This is a genomic window from Bacteroides rodentium JCM 16496, assembly GCF_000614125.1.
GTDB classification, from domain to species: domain Bacteria; phylum Bacteroidota; class Bacteroidia; order Bacteroidales; family Bacteroidaceae; genus Bacteroides; species Bacteroides rodentium.
In genome coordinates this window covers 1-18,284 of the sequence record NZ_BAKJ01000016.1, presented here as the reverse complement: position 1 = coordinate 18,284, position 18,284 = coordinate 1, and the positions used below count along the sequence as shown (strand labels likewise).

19 protein-coding genes, 1 tRNA gene and 2 pseudogenes are annotated in these 18,284 nt (G+C 42.9%); 10 read left to right on the top strand and 12 right to left on the bottom strand.

From position 1 onward, the window contains the following. Positions 1 to 111 precede the first annotated feature (111 nt). The 3 genes and pseudogenes from JCM16496_RS09150 to JCM16496_RS09140 all read left to right on the top strand — a co-directional run bounded on the left by JCM16496_RS09150 (position 112) and on the right by JCM16496_RS09140 (position 6,633). Positions 112 to 4,457, top strand: a pseudogene (locus tag JCM16496_RS09150) (ATP-binding protein). Positions 4,458 to 4,460: 3 nt separating this feature from the next. After that, positions 4,461 to 5,189, top strand: coding sequence for a DUF5932 domain-containing protein (locus tag JCM16496_RS09145; RefSeq protein ID WP_025833794.1), 729 nt, complete (start codon positions 4,461 to 4,463; stop codon positions 5,187 to 5,189). After that, positions 5,182 to 6,633 (top strand): AbgT family transporter, encoded by a 1,452-nt coding sequence (locus JCM16496_RS09140; RefSeq protein WP_128809518.1) that lies wholly within the window; start codon positions 5,182 to 5,184, stop codon positions 6,631 to 6,633. The genes JCM16496_RS09145 and JCM16496_RS09140 overlap by 8 nt, the downstream gene beginning before the upstream one ends. Here the strand turns inward: JCM16496_RS09140 and rpiA are convergent. Then, a pseudogene (rpiA, locus tag JCM16496_RS09135) lies at positions 6,608 to 7,311 on the bottom strand (ribose 5-phosphate isomerase A). The gene JCM16496_RS09140 and the pseudogene rpiA overlap by 26 nt on opposite strands. Positions 7,312 to 7,599: 288 nt before the next feature. Here rpiA and JCM16496_RS09130 point away from each other — a divergent pair. Beyond that, positions 7,600 to 7,673, top strand: a tRNA-Arg gene (locus tag JCM16496_RS09130). A 455-nt stretch (positions 7,674 to 8,128) separates the two neighbouring features. On the opposite strand, the gene JCM16496_RS09125 is transcribed toward JCM16496_RS09130, so the two are convergent. The 4 genes from JCM16496_RS09125 to JCM16496_RS09105 form a co-directional block, all read right to left on the bottom strand. Continuing rightward, positions 8,129 to 8,356: a hypothetical protein gene (locus JCM16496_RS09125; RefSeq protein ID WP_128809517.1), complete on the bottom strand. Its 228-nt coding sequence runs from the start codon at positions 8,354 to 8,356 to the stop codon at positions 8,129 to 8,131. Between the two features lie 306 nt (positions 8,357 to 8,662). Then, a complete protein-coding gene (locus JCM16496_RS09115) occupies positions 8,663 to 8,995 on the bottom strand; it encodes an SH3 beta-barrel fold-containing protein (RefSeq protein WP_025833788.1) in 333 nt (110 codons plus the stop codon). 18 nt (positions 8,996 to 9,013) lie between these two features. After that, positions 9,014 to 9,187, bottom strand: coding sequence for a hypothetical protein (locus tag JCM16496_RS22685; protein WP_159102447.1), 174 nt, complete (start codon positions 9,185 to 9,187; stop codon positions 9,014 to 9,016). 11 nt (positions 9,188 to 9,198) lie between these two features. Beyond that, positions 9,199 to 9,363: a hypothetical protein gene (locus JCM16496_RS09105; RefSeq protein WP_025833786.1), complete on the bottom strand. Its 165-nt coding sequence runs from the start codon at positions 9,361 to 9,363 to the stop codon at positions 9,199 to 9,201. Positions 9,364 to 9,534: 171 nt separating this feature from the next. Here JCM16496_RS09105 and JCM16496_RS09100 point away from each other — a divergent pair, with 171 nt between their 5' ends. The 6 genes from JCM16496_RS09100 to JCM16496_RS09070 all read left to right on the top strand — a co-directional run bounded on the left by JCM16496_RS09100 (position 9,535) and on the right by JCM16496_RS09070 (position 12,152). After that, on the top strand, positions 9,535 to 9,801 hold the full coding sequence (locus JCM16496_RS09100; protein ID WP_025833784.1) for a helix-turn-helix domain-containing protein: 267 nt from the start codon (positions 9,535 to 9,537) through the stop codon (positions 9,799 to 9,801). Continuing rightward, positions 9,798 to 10,049 (top strand): DUF4160 domain-containing protein, encoded by a 252-nt coding sequence (locus JCM16496_RS09095; protein WP_025833782.1) that lies wholly within the window; start codon positions 9,798 to 9,800, stop codon positions 10,047 to 10,049. Before JCM16496_RS09100 ends, JCM16496_RS09095 begins: the two co-directional genes overlap by 4 nt. Before the next feature lie 11 nt (positions 10,050 to 10,060). Next, positions 10,061 to 10,294, top strand: a complete 234-nt coding sequence (locus JCM16496_RS09090; RefSeq protein ID WP_025833780.1) for a DUF2442 domain-containing protein — start codon at positions 10,061 to 10,063, stop codon at positions 10,292 to 10,294. Between the two features lie 393 nt (positions 10,295 to 10,687). Further along, positions 10,688 to 10,834 (top strand): hypothetical protein, encoded by a 147-nt coding sequence (locus tag JCM16496_RS22680; protein ID WP_159102446.1) that lies wholly within the window; start codon positions 10,688 to 10,690, stop codon positions 10,832 to 10,834. Beyond that, entirely contained in the window at positions 10,831 to 11,442 is a 612-nt protein-coding gene (locus tag JCM16496_RS09075; RefSeq protein ID WP_025833778.1) for a hypothetical protein, read from the top strand. Before JCM16496_RS22680 ends, JCM16496_RS09075 begins: the two co-directional genes overlap by 4 nt. Positions 11,443 to 11,636: 194 nt before the next feature. Next, positions 11,637 to 12,152 carry a hypothetical protein gene (locus tag JCM16496_RS09070; protein WP_128809516.1) on the top strand — a complete coding sequence of 172 codons (516 nt, stop codon included), beginning with the start codon at positions 11,637 to 11,639 and terminating at the stop codon, positions 12,150 to 12,152. 175 nt (positions 12,153 to 12,327) lie between these two features. On the opposite strand, the gene JCM16496_RS09065 is transcribed toward JCM16496_RS09070, so the two are convergent. The 7 genes from JCM16496_RS09065 to JCM16496_RS09035 form a co-directional block, all read right to left on the bottom strand. After that, positions 12,328 to 12,621, bottom strand: a complete 294-nt coding sequence (locus JCM16496_RS09065; RefSeq protein ID WP_025833774.1) for a hypothetical protein — start codon at positions 12,619 to 12,621, stop codon at positions 12,328 to 12,330. 137 nt (positions 12,622 to 12,758) lie between these two features. After that, a complete protein-coding gene (locus tag JCM16496_RS09060) occupies positions 12,759 to 13,643 on the bottom strand; it encodes a BT4734/BF3469 family protein (RefSeq protein ID WP_025833772.1) in 885 nt (294 codons plus the stop codon). A gap of 108 nt (positions 13,644 to 13,751) precedes the next feature. Further along, positions 13,752 to 15,125, bottom strand: a complete 1,374-nt coding sequence (locus JCM16496_RS09055) for a DUF3987 domain-containing protein (RefSeq protein ID WP_025833770.1) — start codon at positions 15,123 to 15,125, stop codon at positions 13,752 to 13,754. Between the two features lie 4 nt (positions 15,126 to 15,129). Continuing rightward, positions 15,130 to 15,417: a helix-turn-helix domain-containing protein gene (locus tag JCM16496_RS09050; protein WP_025833768.1), complete on the bottom strand. Its 288-nt coding sequence runs from the start codon at positions 15,415 to 15,417 to the stop codon at positions 15,130 to 15,132. 252 nt (positions 15,418 to 15,669) lie between these two features. Beyond that, positions 15,670 to 16,239 carry a hypothetical protein gene (locus JCM16496_RS09045; protein ID WP_025833767.1) on the bottom strand — a complete coding sequence of 190 codons (570 nt, stop codon included), beginning with the start codon at positions 16,237 to 16,239 and terminating at the stop codon, positions 15,670 to 15,672. A gap of 71 nt (positions 16,240 to 16,310) precedes the next feature. Then, on the bottom strand, positions 16,311 to 16,553 hold the full coding sequence (locus JCM16496_RS09040) for a helix-turn-helix domain-containing protein (RefSeq protein ID WP_025833765.1): 243 nt from the start codon (positions 16,551 to 16,553) through the stop codon (positions 16,311 to 16,313). A 50-nt stretch (positions 16,554 to 16,603) separates the two neighbouring features. After that, entirely contained in the window at positions 16,604 to 17,980 is a 1,377-nt protein-coding gene (locus tag JCM16496_RS09035; protein WP_025833762.1) for a phage integrase SAM-like domain-containing protein, read from the bottom strand. Positions 17,981 to 18,284 lie beyond the last annotated feature (304 nt).

Sequence of the window (18,284 nt, the reverse complement as noted above, 5' to 3'; positions counted from 1 at the left end):
GTTACCTATTTGTTAATTTGCGTGCAAAGGTATGAATTTCCCGTTACATAAAACAAGAGTTATTGTATAAAAATTATTTTTCTTTCCCGGATTTATTCGTAGCTTTGCTTTATGAAACGACTTTCTTCCATATGGTTTGCGGGGTTGTTGTGCCTTTGTACAACAATGGTTTCGTGTGTGGGAACGGCACCCAGGAAGGAAGTACGCCTTATCGACTCACTGAACCAGGCGGCTTATGCTTATCGTTATAAAAACCTGGATTCATCCTGCCATGCGGCATCAAGGGCCTACCGTGAAGTCAGCCTCTATAAACAGGGAAAAGTGGAAGCATCCAATAACCTGGGCTTTTGTGCTTTTATGCGCATGGATTTTGAGCAGGCCGAAAAGTTTCATATGGATGTCTATAATCTGACCAAGAATGAACTGGAACTCCTTATTGCCGACATCGGTCTGATGAAGATTTATCAGCGGACGGCGTTGAACAAGGAGTTCTACGATTATCGCAACAGTGCCTTGCACCGTATGAAAAGAATAGCGGAGGATGACAACCTGTTTGTGGACCAACACGAACAAATGCGTTTGAATTATGCCCGTTCGGAATTTTATATCGTATCTGCTGTGTATTATTATTATTTGCAACAGCGTCCGGAAGCTGTAGCCTCTATTAATGAAGTTACTAAAAAACAAGAGTTGCCGGCAGATACCAATCAGTTGTTGTATTATCACTACATCAAAGGTTCTGCTGCCTTATGCGAGGGTGAGACACCGGATGAGCGAAGACTGAAAGAATTTGACGAGCTCTATACCGCATGGCGGTTGGCTTCGCGCAAGGGCTATCTTTACTTTGAGGGCAATGGAGTGCAGGGACTTGCCAACTTGATGGCTTCACCGGATAATTACGCATTTTTTCAAGACCGCCGCTCCCATGCCTTGACACGTTTTGGAGTACCGGTAGATTCGCTGCTGCCCATGCGTCTGGGGCAGTTGGCATTGCAGAAATTCAGCCAATACAAGGATTTGTATCAGATAGCAGGCGCATATGTATCCATCGGCAAGTACCTGAATGCCCACGGTCGCTATACGGAAGCCCTTGACACGCTGAAACTTGCTCTGGAATGTGTAAATGACCATCACCGCCTTTTCTATGACTGCCACGATAGTTTGGACTGGCTGAAAGCATTTGACCGTCGGGATACGATTTGTGCGGAGAAGGCATGGATGGAGCAGAAACTGAAAACCGTACCCGAGTGGATTTCACGTATTCGTGAACAGTTGAGCGTTTCGTATGCAGGACTCGGGATGAAAGAAAAATCAGACTATAACCGCAATATTTACCTGGATATCCTTGAAGATACACGCCAGGATAAAGAGCTGGAAAGCCGCTATCAGGCATTGGAAAAGGAGGCGGGACAGCTCAACGTCGTGTTGTCACTGGTCATTGTGGGCTTCGTGCTTGTATCCCTCTTCTTCTGGTTTTTCAACAAGCGTTCCAAAGACCGGAACAGGGTGCATCTCCACCGTCTGCAACTGATGCTGGATATCTGTCAGAAGATAACGGCGTCCATTCCGGCAGATGCACAGACTGAGGAGGAAATCATCGGCTCCATCCGGACGGCTGTCTGCCCGGAATTGGAAAAGCTGTTTGGAGTGAAGGATATCCGCATAGACAACGGGCAATTAGTGTTCCCGCGTCGGATGAGCAAGGATGAGCAGGCGATGGTACGGGTGATAACCCCTTATATCCAATGGGCAATTGACAACGGCATGACGTCCATCTCCCTTGGCGACGAACGCCGCAGACTGGAAAAGCAACGCTACATTTACGAGCAGCACATCGCGGGGAACAAACGGCAAAATCTGATAAAGAAAGCATGTATGGCTATTGTCAACGGAATTCACCCGTACATAGACCGTATCATCAATGAAGTGCAGAAACTGACTCAAAAAGGATTCATCAAAGAGGAGCGGATCAAAGAGGAGAAATACCAGTATATCGACGAGTTGGTCACTACCATCAACGAATACAATGATATTCTTGCCCTTTGGATAAAGATGAAGCAAGGGAGCCTTAGCCTGAACATAGAGACGTTCGAATTGAATGAACTTTTCGAGCTGCTCAGGAAAGGAAGCCGTACATTCGAGATGAAGAGACAGTCGTTGGAGGTGCAGCCTACGGATATCCGGGTAAAGGCGGACAAGGCCCTTACATTGTTTATGATAAATACACTGGCGGAGAATGCCCGTAAATATACCCCTCAGGGCGGTATGGTGAAAGTATATGCACGGCAGGAGGAGGATTACGTGGAAATCTCGGTAGAGGATAATGGTTGTGGATTGTCACCGGAAGATGTAGCCCGCATTGTGGGAGAAAAAGTATATGACTCGAAAGCCATCGGTATGAGTGACGCTCCCGACAAGGAGGAATTGAGGAAGAATAAAGGAAGTGGCTTTGGACTGATGAACTGTAAGGGTATCATTGAAAAATATCGCAAGACGAATGATTTGTTCAAGGTTTGTCTGTTTAATGTGGAGAGCGGGCTGGGAAAAGGCAGCCGTTTTTATTTCCGTCTGCCTGCCGGTATCCGTAAGTCTGTGTCGGTGTTGCTCGTTGTGTTGTCTTTGTGCATGTCATCCTGCCGGCATGCTGTGGAACAGCCTGCTTCCGGAGAGGTGTTACCGGATTCTTTGGCACTGCTTGCACAGAATGAATACGAAGCTTTGCTGGACGAAGCCTCCGATTATGCCAATGAAGCTTATTACTGCAATGTAGACGGAGAATACGAACTGGCTCTGCAATACATAGATTCGGCAATGTATTGCCTGAACGAACATTACAAGCAATACGCCCATCCTATACATCGCTATATGACACTGACGGGAGACGGGGCGCCTGCGGAACTGGATTGGTGGAACCGGATGTTCAATTCGGATTACCATGTAATTCTGGATATAAGGAATGAAGCGGCAGTCTCATTTCTTGCATTGAAGCAATGGGATGACTATAGTTATAATAATGCTGCCTACACCACCTTATACAAACTGTTGGGAGAAGACCAGTCCTTGGAAGAATATTGCCGGCAGCTGGAGCGTTCCACCAACAACAAGATGGTGGGCATTTTGCTGGCGGTGATTTTGCTGTTCGTATTACTGTTGGGATATTACATACTCTATTTCCGAAAACGTCTGGTGAACCGCTGGAATCTGGAGCAAGTACTGGAAATCAACGGAAAGGTGTTCAATGCCTCCTTGCTGCCGGTTTCGGATACGGAGGAAATGTTGCAGCGTGAGGAGGATACATTGAAGGAAATCCCACGGCAGATTGTAGGTTCCGCTTTTGATGCAGTGAACGAACTTTTGAGTATCGACCGGTTAAGCATAGCCGTATACAACGAGACTGCACATAAGCTGGAATACACTTCCAATCCTGTGGAAGATACCGCCGTGGACGGGCTGCCTGTCTGGAGGAAATATATGGAGAATTGCTTTGAGCGGCAAGTGTACATATCGGAAAAGGGTATACAGGCATTGCCGCTTGTTGTGGATGCGGGAAATATGTGCCGTTGCATAGGTGTGCTGTGTCTGGAACGCAGGGAAGGCACGGAGCAGGAGACCGACCATCTGCTTTTGGAACTGATAGCCCGTTATGTCTCCATTGTAATCTTTAATGCAGTGGTTAAGTTGGCTACGAAATACCGGGACATCGAAGTGGCTCAGGATGAAGCCCGGCGAGCTTCCTGGGAAGACAGTTTGCTGCATGTACAGAACATGGTGCTGGATAATTGTCTCTCGACCATCAAGCATGAAACGATTTATTATCCGAACAAGATAAAGCAGCTGATAGGGAAACTGCGGTCCGGCAAACAGACAGAAGCGGAGGAGCGGGAAACGGTGGTTGCCATCAGCGAATTGATAGAGTATTACAAAGGTATCTTTACGACACTCAGTTCATGCGCTTCCCGCCAGTTGGAAGAGGTGACTTTCAGGCGTGCGACAATATCTGTGCCGGAACTTATGGCTACTGCCGGGAAATATTTCCGCAAAGTGTATAAGGGAAACAAAGCGCATATTGATTTTAAGATACAACCGTTGGAAGGACGGATTACCGGTGACTGGAACCAGTTGCGTTTCCTGCTTGAAAACCTGATAGACGAGGCTTGCTCCGTAACTCTGGATGGAGCTGTCTGTCTGTCGGCCCGGAAGATGGGGAATTTATACGTTTTCTGTTTACAGATATGCGCAGGGAAAAGACCCGTGAAGAATTGAACCAATTGTTCTATCCCGACTTGTCACGCATGACGGCCGGTGAGAAAGGTGAACTGCGTGGTACGGAATATCTGGTGTGCAAGCAGATTATCCGCGACCATGACGAGTTTGCCGGACGCCGGGGATGCCGTATCAATGCCGAACCGGGAAGGGAAGGAGGTTTTACAATATATTTTACGCTACCGAAAAAATGAAATATGGAAGACAAAAAATTTAAAGTAATCATCGTTGAGGATGTCAAGTTGGAACTGAAAGGGACGGAAGAAATTTTCCGCCATGAAATTCCCGATGCGGAGGTAATAGGTACTGCCATGACTGAGCAGGAGTTCTGGACATTGATTGAAGCCGGCGTGCCGGATCTTGTCCTGCTGGACTTGGGATTGGGAGGCTCGACCACAATCGGGGTGGACATCTGCCGGAATATCTTCAAGCGTTATCCGGGAGTACATGTGCTGATATTCACGGGAGAAATATTGAATGAGAAGTTATGGGTGGACGTACTTGAAGCCGGTGCCGACGGCATTATCCTGAAAACCGGAGAGTTGCTGACCAAAACCGATGTGCAGGCAGTGATGGACGGCAAGAAGCTGGTCTTTAACTATCCGATACTGGAGAAGATTGTGGAACGCTTCAAGAAATCTGTCCTGAATGATGCAAAACGTCAGGAAGCAATCATAAGCTATGATATTGATGAGTATGACGAGCGTTTCCTCCGTCATTTGGCACTGGGCTATACCAAAGAAATGATTGCCAATCTCAGGGGAATGCCTTTTGGTGTCAAGTCGCTGGAGAAACGGCAGAACGACTTGGTCGGCCGTCTTTTCCCGCCTAGTGAACGGGTGGGGGTGAATGCCACTCGTCTGGTGGTGCGTGCATTGGAACTTCGAATCCTGAATATAGACAATCTGGAAGCCGACGATGAGTAAACTCCGAATGCCACATCCCGCTACGATGTTCTTCCTGCTGACGCTGGCAGTCATCCTCCTTTCATGGATATTCGATGTCTATGGCCTGAGCGTGCTGCAACCGCAGACTGGAGAAGAAATACGGGTGCAGAGCCTGCTGAGTCCGGAGGGCATACGCTGGCTGCTGCGCCATGTCATAACCAATTTTACGGGATTCGCTCCGTTAGGGCTGGTGATTGTGGCTATGTTCGGAATAGGGGTGGCACAGCATTCGGGTTTCATCGATGCATGTATTCGCAGGGGGGTACGACGTCCACGTGATCCTTGGCGCATTATTCTGCTGGTCATTGTCCTAGGACTGTTGTCCAATATAGTGGGAGATGCAGGATATATCATTCTGTTGCCGATAGCCGCAACTTTGTTCCAGTCCGTTGGTCTGCACCCCATTGGAGGTATAATTACAGCTTATGTTTCAGTCTCTTGTGGCTATAGCGCTAATGTGTTTTTGAGTACATTAGACCCCATGATTGCCTCTGTAACGCAAGAAGCGGCTGATAGGATGAATATTGCTCCGGGGCAGACTGGACCGCTGTGCAATTATTATTTTCTCTTCGTTTCCACGTTCCTGCTTGCATTCATTATTTATCATATTACCCGCAGGAGCTTGTTGCCGCACTTGGGAGTGTATGCAGGGGATATTCATTTTAATGGCTACAAACAATTGTCCCGCAAGGAACGGAGAGCTATGTTGGGAGCCGTATTTGCAGGCTTGCTGTATATTGCCATTATTCTGTGGGCTACATTCTCTTCATGGGGGATATTGCGGAGTGTCAATGGTGGGCTGATTCGTTCTCCGTTTATAGTCGGTATCCTGTTTTTGCTTTCGTTTGGAATCGGTTTGATGGGGATGGTCTATGGTTTTGCCTCCGGTCGATACCGTACGGACGGTGATGTGATAGAAGGACTTACGCAGCCGATGAAACAGCTGGGCGTTTATTTTGTGATAGCTTTCTTTGCCTCACAGATGTTTGCTTGTTTTGAATATTCCCACTTGGACAAGTGCATTGCCATTTTAGGCGCTAATCTGCTGTCCTCCGCCTCTTTGAGCAGCTTATGGATATTGATTCTCTTCATTCTTTTCACGGCGCTGGTCAATCTCTTTATGGTATCTGCCACAGCTAAATGGGCTTTTATGTCTTTCATTTTTGTTCCGGTATTGGCAAGTATGGGCATTTCGCCGGATATGACCCAATGTGCGTTCCGTATAGGTGACAGTGCAACAAATGCCATAACACCTTTTATGTTCTACATGCCACTTGTCTTGACCTATATGCAGCAATATGATAGGCAATCCACTTATGGTTCATTGCTGAAGTATACTTGGAGATATTCTTTAGTCATTCTATTGGCATGGACTGCCTTATTTGTGCTTTGGTACATCAGCGGTTTGCCATTAGGACTGTAATGTCATAACCGATGAACAGCCCGCTTTCGATAACCCCGGTAATGGCTTTCAGTTTCTGTTCCAAATCAGGAATAATGTTGCCGAGATGAATGTCAAGAATGAAATTACCGTTTTCGGTAAATACCGGACCGTCTTTTCCTTCTGCAAGACGTAGGCTGATTTTTGAAGCTCCCAATAAGCGTATCTCGTGTTCCACATGGGAGAGAGCATGTGGAAATACTTCCACCGGTATGGGGTATTTGCTCCCCAGTTTGCTGACAAGCTTGCTTTCATCGACAATGATGTAAGTCTTACCACTACTTTTAATTAGGAGCTTCTCCTTAAACATGGCTCCGCCACGTCCTTTGATGAGGTTATTCTGCGGATCCACTTCGTCTGCACCGTCGAATGTCCAATCCGGGCGCTTATTCCACAGAGTAGTTTGCGGCAGGCCAAGCTGTATACATGTCATCGAAATTTCGGCAGATGCCGGAATGATTTCTATATGCAAAGATTCTTGTTTAACTCGCTGAGCTAATGCAAACAAAGTGAGATAAACGGTAGAGCCGGAGCCTGCTCCTATGACATCACCGTCTTTGGCCAGTCCGGCAATTTCCTGGCTACCAGTTCCTTACTCGCCTTATTACTGATTTTATTTGACCATTGTAATTCTTGTATCAACTGATTTCCCCATTCCATCTCTTTAAAATTTAGTTGTTATTACTCTTTCATTCATTTTCGGGTCAATGCTACTTTTCCTACTTGAATATTCCTCCATATTTTTACTTTTTATAATTAGTAACATTGATAATTTGCAAAATGTTTTAATACATCTGTATATAAATACCGTGTATCTTGTTTGTAAAGGTAACTAATCATTACTTTTTATGTAGCAAATGAGCCTTTTGTACATAGGTAACGAAAAAAGGTGATACAAAAATTTGCAATATTCGTAAAAAAGCGTACCTTTGCACCGCAATTAAGGCTGGTTCCGTAGCTCAGCTGGATAGAGCAACGCCCTTCTAAGGCGTGGGTCTTGCGTTCGAATCGCAACGGAATCACTTAACTAAAGCGTAAATAACTAATTATCAGTTGTTTGCGCTTTTTATTTTTGGTGTTTGCACTAACATTTGCACTACTGAATATTTAGACCCTATGTTTTGCCGTACTCTATTGGGGTATTATCAAACGAAAAAGACTACCCATCTTCACAGACAGATAGCCTTATAATGATAATTTTAGTTCGTATGAAACGAACATAACGCAAAGGTACGCTTTTTCCCCGATATATCCAACCTTGCATTCTGCATTGGAAAGAGGACGAGCCGCCAAGTTTGTGTATTCGTTCCCTGCCGGGTTCTCGCTACCCGATACCGTTCAATCCGTCCGCAGGGATATAGTTTAGTCTGTTATTTGTTGAAATGCCCCAAGCCATAAGAGAACAACGTTTTGTTCAAGGCATGGTTGCTTTTTGATGGATACGCTTTTGGCGGTGGTCTTGTCTGCATGGCATTATTTATAAAATATCTGTTTCTCCTGCCTTTTGTGCTATTTGTATAAGAATACGATGCAAACAGTATAGCGTACTTACATCACGACTAAAGCACTCATCCGCATCATTAACACATGAAGCATAATTGTACATTAACTCGTTTATCTCATTGTCTAACTGCATGGGTGTAGCCCCATGATTAAAATACTCATTCAACGGTGATAAGTCATAATTCTTATAATCCTTTTTCATATCCTTGTATTTTTGTGCTGGTTCGGTGTGGGCGATTGGCGAAAAGCCCACTACCTGCCAACGGTTAATAATCTTCTTTATCTATAAATTCTTTAAATCTCTTATTGTGGTCGTATAGCACTTTTCCAAGTGCCAACGAAAGAAACATGATAACTATTTCCATAACCCACGCTTTAAAAGCCATTCTTCCCGGTCAATTCCTTTGCAGTTCCGCAAAGCAACCATATCACTACACAAATAAAAAACATGATGTTTCCTTTCTTCTTTGTGGTGGGTACGTTGAGGCATACCCACCGTGTTAATACTTTATGCTATCTTTACGAGGTTTGCCACTTTGTAGCACCTGTATTCGCTTTTCTCCGTATCAAAGTATACTTGTACCGTCTCACTCTTTTTTCGATTGTCCGTGCCCTTGTTTTCGGGTAGCAAACTTTCTTTCAGTGTTCCGTATGCCTCACGTATCGAGCCGTCCACCTTTTGAAAGTAGAACTTAACTATTCTTTCTTTCATGGCTGCTTTAAGTTTGATGTTCATCCAAGCCGTTTTAAGGGCTTCACTCATTGAATAACCGTTCTTCTTGACCATTTGCCAAGCCATGCGCATAACTTCACGCATCAGGCTTTTAAATTGTGTACTCATATCCTTAGTGTTTTTGGGTTAGTAAATTACATAAGCAATGTGAACCGCTTTCTTTGCGGACACGTTAGGGTAAACCCTTTTAATGTAGTCATAGCTCTTTGCGATAATCTCGGTTGCTTCCTGCTTGTTGTGCCCTACCTTTACCGCTGCGGAAATCAGCGTTTCCAGTGAATGAAAGTCTTTCGTTCTCATAATCGTATGTTTTAATAGTTATATCCGAAATGTTTTTCCCAAAAGTCTATTTCAGCCTCATAAGAAGCCATACACTCCGCCTTGCTTTCTTCGTACATGGCGAACACTTCCGTTTCACTCATTAATAATACCGCTTGGTATTCTCTGCACATCTGGTTTAAATCTTCTCTTGTCATAAGGCTTATATCTTATTGGTTTATTATTGTATTGCAAAGGTATATTATTTATTATACTTATACAAGTAAAGAGTATATAAATAATATACTATTAACACTATTTAGTATATTAAACAATATACGAAAATAACAAATGAGTATATTTGCATTATAATTTCAAAAGATAGCTTTATGAGAATCAAAGAATTATTGAAAGAAAAGGGTTTAACGCAACAAGAATTAGCCGACAAGGTGGGGGTTTCTTATCAGTCAATGAAACAAACCCTTAATGCTCCATCGGTTACTACCTCCACGCTTGAAAAGATTGCCACCGCCTTAGATGTTCCTATGTGGCAACTCTTTGCATCACCCGAAGAAGTGGCAAAAGAAGCCAAGGGCGAAACGTGCCCTTATTGCGGTCAACCGATAACCATCAAAACAACAATAGAAAAGGCATGAGCGCAATAGATATTATCCGGGGTATTCTGATATACATGTACGGGCAAGACCACAACCCGCCACACCTGCACATTAAAGACGGTGGCAACTGGTTTACTATCACTATCAAAGACCGAATGGTAGAGGGCAAAGGAACGGCGAAAACTATCCGGCTGATAAATGAATACATAGATGCACACGAAGCGCAATTACTTGAAATTTGGGAAAAGGCGCAAAGAGGTGACAAGATAGAAAAGGTTAAACGCTAAAAATAAAGATTATGATACTATTAGTAGAGTCCGCTGAATACATGGGTAAATACACTCTTTTGTGCACATTCAATAACGGAGAACGGAGAAAGGTGGATTTAACACCGCTTTTGAAATACCCGGCTTTTGAGGAACTGAAAGATGAAAGCGAGTTTGAGCGTTACGGGGTCGACGGTACGGTATTTTGGGCAAACGGTGCGGACATAGCCCCGGAATACCTATTTGAGAACGGAATACCGTGTTAGCCCCCCCTCCCCGGTATGGCTGGTTTTCGGCTTTAGTCCGTCCCCACTCAAATTTTTTTTTGAAAATTTTCTCTATCAAAAGAAAATCGTATCTTTGTGGTGATAATATCCTTTACGTAGATAGTCGAAGCATAGTAGGCTATCTGCCGTTTTTCTTTTTGAAGCCATCCTGCAAAGTGCCCTTGCGCCCTCTCTCGCTTCATCCCAGCCCCAACACGGCATTTTCTCCACTTTGGCGGTACAAGTTATCACCTTGCTTTGAGATAACGCCTTAAATCGTTTCTTTTACTTAAAGTATCACTTTAATATAATTGTGAAAACAGTTGTGGATTAAAGAATTTATGACTACATTTGCATTAAACTAAAAAGGAGGATAACATGAACGAAAAAGAAATGAAAGAACTTACTGCCGATGTGGTGGCAATCGTAAAAAGAGAACGTGAGGCACAAGCCCCGAAATACGGCTCTTTGATGGAGAGTATTGTCGGTGCAATTCAAAATGACCCAAGATGTCGGGAAAAGAGAGGAGGTAACCGATGAAGAAGCTGATTTATACCAATGAAAGCCGCCTTTCCTTGCAGACAGACTATAATAATGAGTGGGCGAAAGCCGTAAATGCCGCTATCGTGGAACTGGAAGGCGTTACCGGGGAACTCACGGACGAACAAATTACAAAGTTTCTCTCTGACCCTTCTACTTTGTGCAATGAACTTGTTGAGGCTGCAAGAAAAGAGTATGATGCTTACATGGCGAACCTGCCGAAGTCGGTACGGCTTTCCACTGCGTTTTCCGATGGGGGAATTTCTGACGCAGTGAAAGCCATCCACAAAGCATTGACTACAAAGAAGCACCATCAACTTATTGATAAGACTACTATTAAGGACGGTGTGTGTGTTCTTGACAAGGACGGACTGGAAGCTCTGAAAACGGAATGCAGCGTGTACGGTGGCGAGCAAGCCGAAAAGGTATGGAAACTAAGTGTCAAAGCTGCAAAGGTTCTGAATGAGTTGCAATCAGCCATTGAGGGAAACAATGCCTTTGCGGATGCGGTGGAGTGCTGGGGACGTTGGCAAGGTTTCATAACCATCAATGATGATAAGGTGGAACATTACAGACCCAATCCCAATATACTGAATACTACCGGGTGAGAAAGAATAGTTCTATCCTCCTGATAGCAAGCGGTTACGAACCTTCACCGCTATAAATAACGAAGGATGTCCGGGCACGATGAAAGAACCTAAAGCGGTGAGAGGGAGAAAAGGTTACTCCGGTGCTTGTAATCCGCAATAAGGGGTGGGCAAATGTTCACTCCTTTTTTATTGACACTAAAAAAGAAACTGTTATGAACATAAACGATGATATGCCTTGCTTTGGCGGTGTTCCTATCGATGTACGGGTGAGCCGTGGTAGGTTGCGATGTGTGCCGCCTTATACAGACCAAGAACTCGAATTTTCACAAATCGAAGGGCGGCTTATGTCTGTATCAAAAACCAAATGGCATGGCTTTCCTTACTGGTCCCTGTGCTTACATGATGGAGTGAATGAGTATCATGTACTTTTCTTTCTTAAATCTGCAATGTTTATCTATCTGATACGCTGTTTGATTGGTCGCAAAGTAGAACATCTTTCTTTGATGGTCGGCGCGTTAACTGATGAAACTTACCAAATGATTGTGGAAGGTGATGGTAAGCGGCTTGTTCCTGCTAATATAACGCTGCCGCCTGTAAGGCACATCTACAAACGCAAGGATGGCAAGTGTAAGGAATGGCATGACTACAAAGCACGGTTGGACGCTCTGCAAAGGATTGTGGATGAGATAGGACAACCCACGCACACACATGAAGATGAAGGGTGCTGAACTCATCCGAATTTCTTGACGAGCTTCTGTAAATCAGCTACTTATTTGCAAAACTATGATTTTATAGTTTTGATTTTCCCGAAATGGGACTCTGTATATCGGGAATTACCGAATTTCTTGCAAAAAAAAGAACGGCAACCAATCGGCAACCGTCCCTCTTTATTTTTTTTGACGATTAGTTGAGCAGGTGCTTAGGCAGTCCGACAAAGAAGAAATCTCCGTTTCTGTTCACCCTTATCCATTCCGGGACACCTCCGAACATTTCTTCAAATTTTGCTCTGCCAATTGTCCTTTCTGCCATGTCTGAAACGGACTTGTAGCCATTAGCGATGGCAAAGTGCTTATCTACTTTAATCTCTATAATGCCGCTACCGTCTTTCCAAAAGCGGAAAGTGATTGGCATTTCTTGAAATTCCCATTGCACGATGTCGTATCGGTCTGTTTGTTCTATAATCTTTTTTTGTTCCATATTTCAAATATTAAAAAGTTATTCGTCTTTCTATGTACATACTTCTTTGATTTTTTAATATACGAGGGTATAGGCAAATATTGCATAACATATTGAATAACAGATGTTTGCGTCCTTATACCCTATACCCTTATACCCTATACCTTCTTGTAAGAAATCCCATATTCCTCACAGATAGCAAAGAAAGTTCCTATGGTGAACGCATGAGTTGTGGCAAGGAGATTGGAAAATTTCTTGTCTGCATCTGCATACCTATACTTATCATTTAAGGAACTTACAGCGTGAAAAATCTCTCTGCCAGCTTCGCCAAGTGAAGCCAGTGAGCAACCTACTTCATACCATCTGTTATAACCTTGTGTAATGTCTATGTTGAATGACTGAATTTCTTGTAAGCAAGAATATATCCTACTAAATGTATCATCCACGTTTACATTATAGTTTAGTTTTCTTAGAGTAGGTTTTGGCTCTTCAAGTAATTTCTTGTATTCCGTTGCACCTTCGTTGATATACGAACTTTCATCGTAGCTTATTACTCTCATTCTGCTTACATCAGAACAAGCAGGGTCGATTATTATGCCCATATCCTTAAAGTCTTTCTGCATAGCTTTAAAGTGCTGCAAATGCTTAGCCTTATATGATATAGGAATAAGCAAGAATAACCCATTTCCCGATACCGACAATGAAATGTAGGCAATCTGAGGGAGAATGGATAGCTCTCTTTTTAATGCTTCCCAATCTGTAACAGACGGATTGTCTTTTGCATCTATATCAACGCAAATAAATCCCGTATGTCTTTTTAAACACTCTTGCTTCCTTATCGGGTGGAACACCCCACTTATACAAGCAGATGGGAGCGTCATCTTAACCTTGTCACGTTCTTTTTTAGTGGGCAAAGTTCTAAGATATTCTATCTTTGCCCTGTGCTTACTACTAAAAAGAAATGTCGATAACTTGCAGCTTGTTCCCACATTGTCGAATACGTTACGATAAATAGAGATTTCAACATCAAACATCTTTTCCATAAGAATTTTATTTAGAGTATAGGGTATAAGGGTATAGGGTATATCATTATAATAAGCTGTAAATCAGCAATATACACCAAATATCCCTATACCTGTACCCTACCATCGTCATTTAAACTTGTTTATTGCGGTTGAAACATTCTTTTGGCTGATACCAAGTACTTTAGCGAGGTCGGCTTGGCTGCTGATTTTATACCGCTTCGCCAGTTCCGCTATTAATTCTTGATTTCCCATCGGCTTAACCTTCGGCAAACAACCATGTTTCAAATGCTCATACACCCTTGCGCCTGCTGTAGCGAAATATCTCATACATCTTATAGCGTATTCCATAACGGTGGGCGTAACTCTCGTCATACCTCTATTGTCGCTGAGGTAGTGAGCTACTGCCGCCCACCTAAGGACATTAGGGCGGAACTTCCCATACAAGCTTGCTTCGTAATCATCCTCCGCTGCCTCGGCTTTTTTCTGACACTCATTACAGAATTCTCCGTAAAGTTTTTCTGCATCTAAATCAAGATATAGAGTGCTGCCAGCATCATCAAGCAGAGATAGGACGGTTTGGTGCCAAAACTCCTTAATCTCTCCGCCAATCCGCTTGCGCTTGAAATAGTCCGCTGAAGGGTAGGAATCGGGGTACGCAAATAAAACCCGCTGATTTAGACCGTTGTTCAAAAACGAATCACTACCAAAAATCTTGCCTAAAATACCAGGCTGGATGCCGCCAAAGATAGACATGAAAGGATTTTCAAGCATTTTGGGGATTTCGCTCTTAATGTTGATGGGCGAAGAAGTCCCGTCAAAAAAGTTTAGAAGCTCTGTGGCATCGTCCCCATTATTGTATCGTCCAAGATTTCCGAAGAATGTAGCCAGCTCGTCAGCCCACATTAATACTCCATTAGGATTATCCTGCATTGCCTTGTAACGTCCTTCCGCGCTTCCTTTGGAAATGTAAAGCTGTGTATTCCATTTAGGCTTGTCAGCTTCATTGCGTTCGTCTTTCTTCTTCCCGACATTATCCCTTTCCCACTGAGAATAAGCCTCAGAAAAAGCATTGTAGCCGGCTTGTTGAGCCTCTATGATTGGCTTCATTATTGCTTTGGTGGGAGCGGTCTTATTTGCGGAACTTCGCCCAACATTTACGAGCCACAAGCAAGGATTGTTCCAAAAAAGTCCATCAAAAATTGAAACCTTCTTCCCCAAGGCTACACCAGCAGCCGCAAAGATAGCGGTAACGATATACTCCCGGGGGCACTGATACGCATCTGTGTACTGGGTAATAACTTCTTGTATCTTGGACGATAAACCATCTATCGGGAGAGTGTTTTCTGATAAAGCATCGGGAGTTATGGTGTAACCTTTCACCGCTACTTTTTCCGCAAGGCTTTCCGAAGAAATGTAGGCATTTTCTTGCATATCTCGCTGAGAATCATTACCTTTGCGCTGTATCGGGGCGGCTTCGGTCGCTCTTGTTTTTTCTTCCATAGTCTTAGCCCTCCATAAGTTTAGTTACATCGCTAAGACGGTAGCGGACTTTGCCGCCTACACGGCATTTGGTGAGATAGCCGCTTTTATCCCATCGCCACAAAGTAGATTTATCCACTTGCAACCTTGCTGATACCTCATCCTGCGTAATATAGGTTTCGGGAGCAGGGACACTTCTCCTTTTTTCTTCGTCACGCTCGTTTAGTAGCGATAACATAAACTCTTTCAAATCAAGCAAATTGACCGTTACCGATACATTTGCACCACTTTCAATTAAATCTCTAATATTCATTACTTTCTTGTTTAGAGAAAGTCTTGTGCGCACTCAACTTTCGTTGTTCGATGCAAAGATAGGTAGTGTGAAATTTAATGAGAAAAAGCCGACTTTAATGGCTTTTGTATATTATTGATTAATAAGTAATTAGATGATTTATAGCCGACTATCAGACCCGACATTTTGCCGACTTTTTCTGTGTTTATGTACGAAAAAAGCCGACTTTCCGTGAAAAAGCCGACTTCATATTGTTTTGCAATCAGAAAAATATCAAAGGTAATAGAATTTCCTTGCAAATTCTTCATCTCTTAGCTTGCATGGGTCATATTTCTTTTGTTGACATCCTACTGCCAGGCAAAAGTCTTGATAGAATGTTGAGAATGGCTTTTTGCCACACAGACAATATCTACTATTGTGAATCAGAAATGCAATTTTAGCAAATTCTTTATTGCTCCTATTTTGTTTGAGGTCTTTAATTAAGTCCGACAAATGATTGATATTGCCGTTTCCTGCGCCTTTGAATCGAGCGTTGAACCAATTCCCGATAGCTTCTTCATCAATAGTACGTTCTTCTGCTGATGTATCGGGTCTGTTGCCTTGGCTTGACATATCTTCTTCATGCCATTTGCGCTTCAAATATTCAATGCAATGTCGGCAATGGTCATACGTCAGATTATCCCATCGAGTATCTGCTATAACCTCATTCATTTGTGCGGCGGTGAGTTTTGCAAAGAACATAGAGCGTTCGTTCTTACTCCATGTCTTAAAATAACCCTCATACACTTCTACCGATGTTATATTTCCGCTACAAACTTCTGCTGCAAGTTCTTCTATTGTCATATCCTAATCCTCCCTACTTGCTTTTTGTATTGCTGACAAAACCAGCCACAAAACCATGAATAACCAAAAACTCATCTGTTCATCAGTTTTACAATGTCCGACTTTTTATATCTGTTCAATCTGCCGACCTTTGTATGCGGGATGTCGCTGTGTTCTATGTAGCTCACTGACATCCCCATCAGCTCTGCGGCTTGCTTGGTGGTAAGCCACTCCTCAGCTTCTTCCCTTACGGACTGACAGACGAGCTGCTTTACATCTTTGCGCATGAGCTTGTATAATTCTTCGGCAATCATTTTTGCATCGTTTCGTGTCATAGTTATTCTGTTTTATGGGTAGGGTCGGCATACACCGCCCCCAGCACCGATTAATCAATAACATTTAAATATTCATCCACTTTATAAGAAGGTTCACTGAACGCTGCGCACATTAGTATAAATCTATCGTGCAGGCTTAATTTGGTGTACCTGTTTACTGCTACGCTTCCTTCCTTATGAAGTCCGGCTGCGTATTGATTTACTTGTACCTTGTTCATAATGTCAATATGAGTTTTTCTACACAGTTTTGAACTTGCCAACTCAAACAATGGCTTATGTTCGTTGTTTTTGGTTTGTTGGTTAAAAACCGTACAATCCTTGTCAATACCACAGAATTGCAGTAATGCTTTTATTTTGTCGTTGTAACCACGCTCACCGGAAACGTATTTCAATATATTAAATTTGAAGTCGTGTTTCTTTATGATTTCTAAAGCCGTTTTCATAAGAGGTGTTTCTACTTCTTCGTGACTTTTGTTCTTTGTCTTGATAGGTAGATAGCGAATATAAGCAAACCCTTCTTCTTTATCAATGGCGATCTTACTCATATCCATAACCTTAAAATCAGATATACGACAACCAAGCATACTTTGTAGAATAAACGCATCTTTCGTTTCCTGTAAGCTCTTTGGCACGTCCATTGCGATAACCCTATTAAATTCGTCTGCGGTCAGAAATATAGGGTCATCGTACTTTTCTTCAAGTGCTGCATTTCTGCGCTGTTTGCCCAACTTCCGGAATGGGGATTTGTCTATTTGTTCTTCGTCTTCCATTGTAGTGAAGAAACTCTGTAATTGGTTCAGTTTTTGCGCTACGGTGTTGGTGCTGCGTGGCTTGGTAGGTACATTTGCAGATGTAAGTCCCGTGTAAAGTCCTGTCCATTTCTCTACATAGAGGTATTCATTTAACAGGAAGTCTCGGTAGTCCATGATTAATTCCTTATCAAAATCTCGTGTCTTAATGTCTGATTTACCTTTGATAATAAGGAATCGAGTTAATTCTCTTTCTGTAACTCTATAATGCGCCAAACGTCCTTCACCTATAACTCCATCACGAAAGAAGCGTTCAGTAAACTTGGAAAAGTCGGATAGAAACGTAGCTTCTTCTTTCGCTGCGATAGGATGAAGTTCCGCATCAATTAGTTTTTCAAATGTTTCCCCGTTCATTACAGAGCCTTTGTTTTTCATGTCGGCATAAACTTTACGCATAACGGTAACTTCGGTTGCTATGGCTTCGTGCAATAACTTGTTGTAGATGGTTACTTTGGGCTTTACTGCACCTTCGGAAGTGAACTTGTCAAGTTCTTTAAGATTGGCAACAATACCACTTTTGTGATATAAATCTACATTGCGCCCATCTTGCAATCGGAAGCGAAGTTTAATATTGCCTTCCTTCTTCGTAGTCCTTTTAAAAATTGTAATTCTTTCCATACTGCTAAAATTATCATTGTTGAAATAGGATATAATCCCGTAGTGCAAATATACGAAAATTGCACTACATAATTAAAGTATTGCACTACTTATTTGCACTACAATGCAATAAATAAGCATTGTTTAACCTGTAACCATCTGTAATACAATGTTCATTGTTTTGCATGAAATTCTATGCAGTTTTAAATATTGAATCGCACCGGAATCACAACGATAAGGCAAGTAGTCGATAAAAAGACTGCTTGCCTTTCGTCGTTTAGCTGGGTATCAATGACTTACTACCTTATCATTCCTGAATGAATTT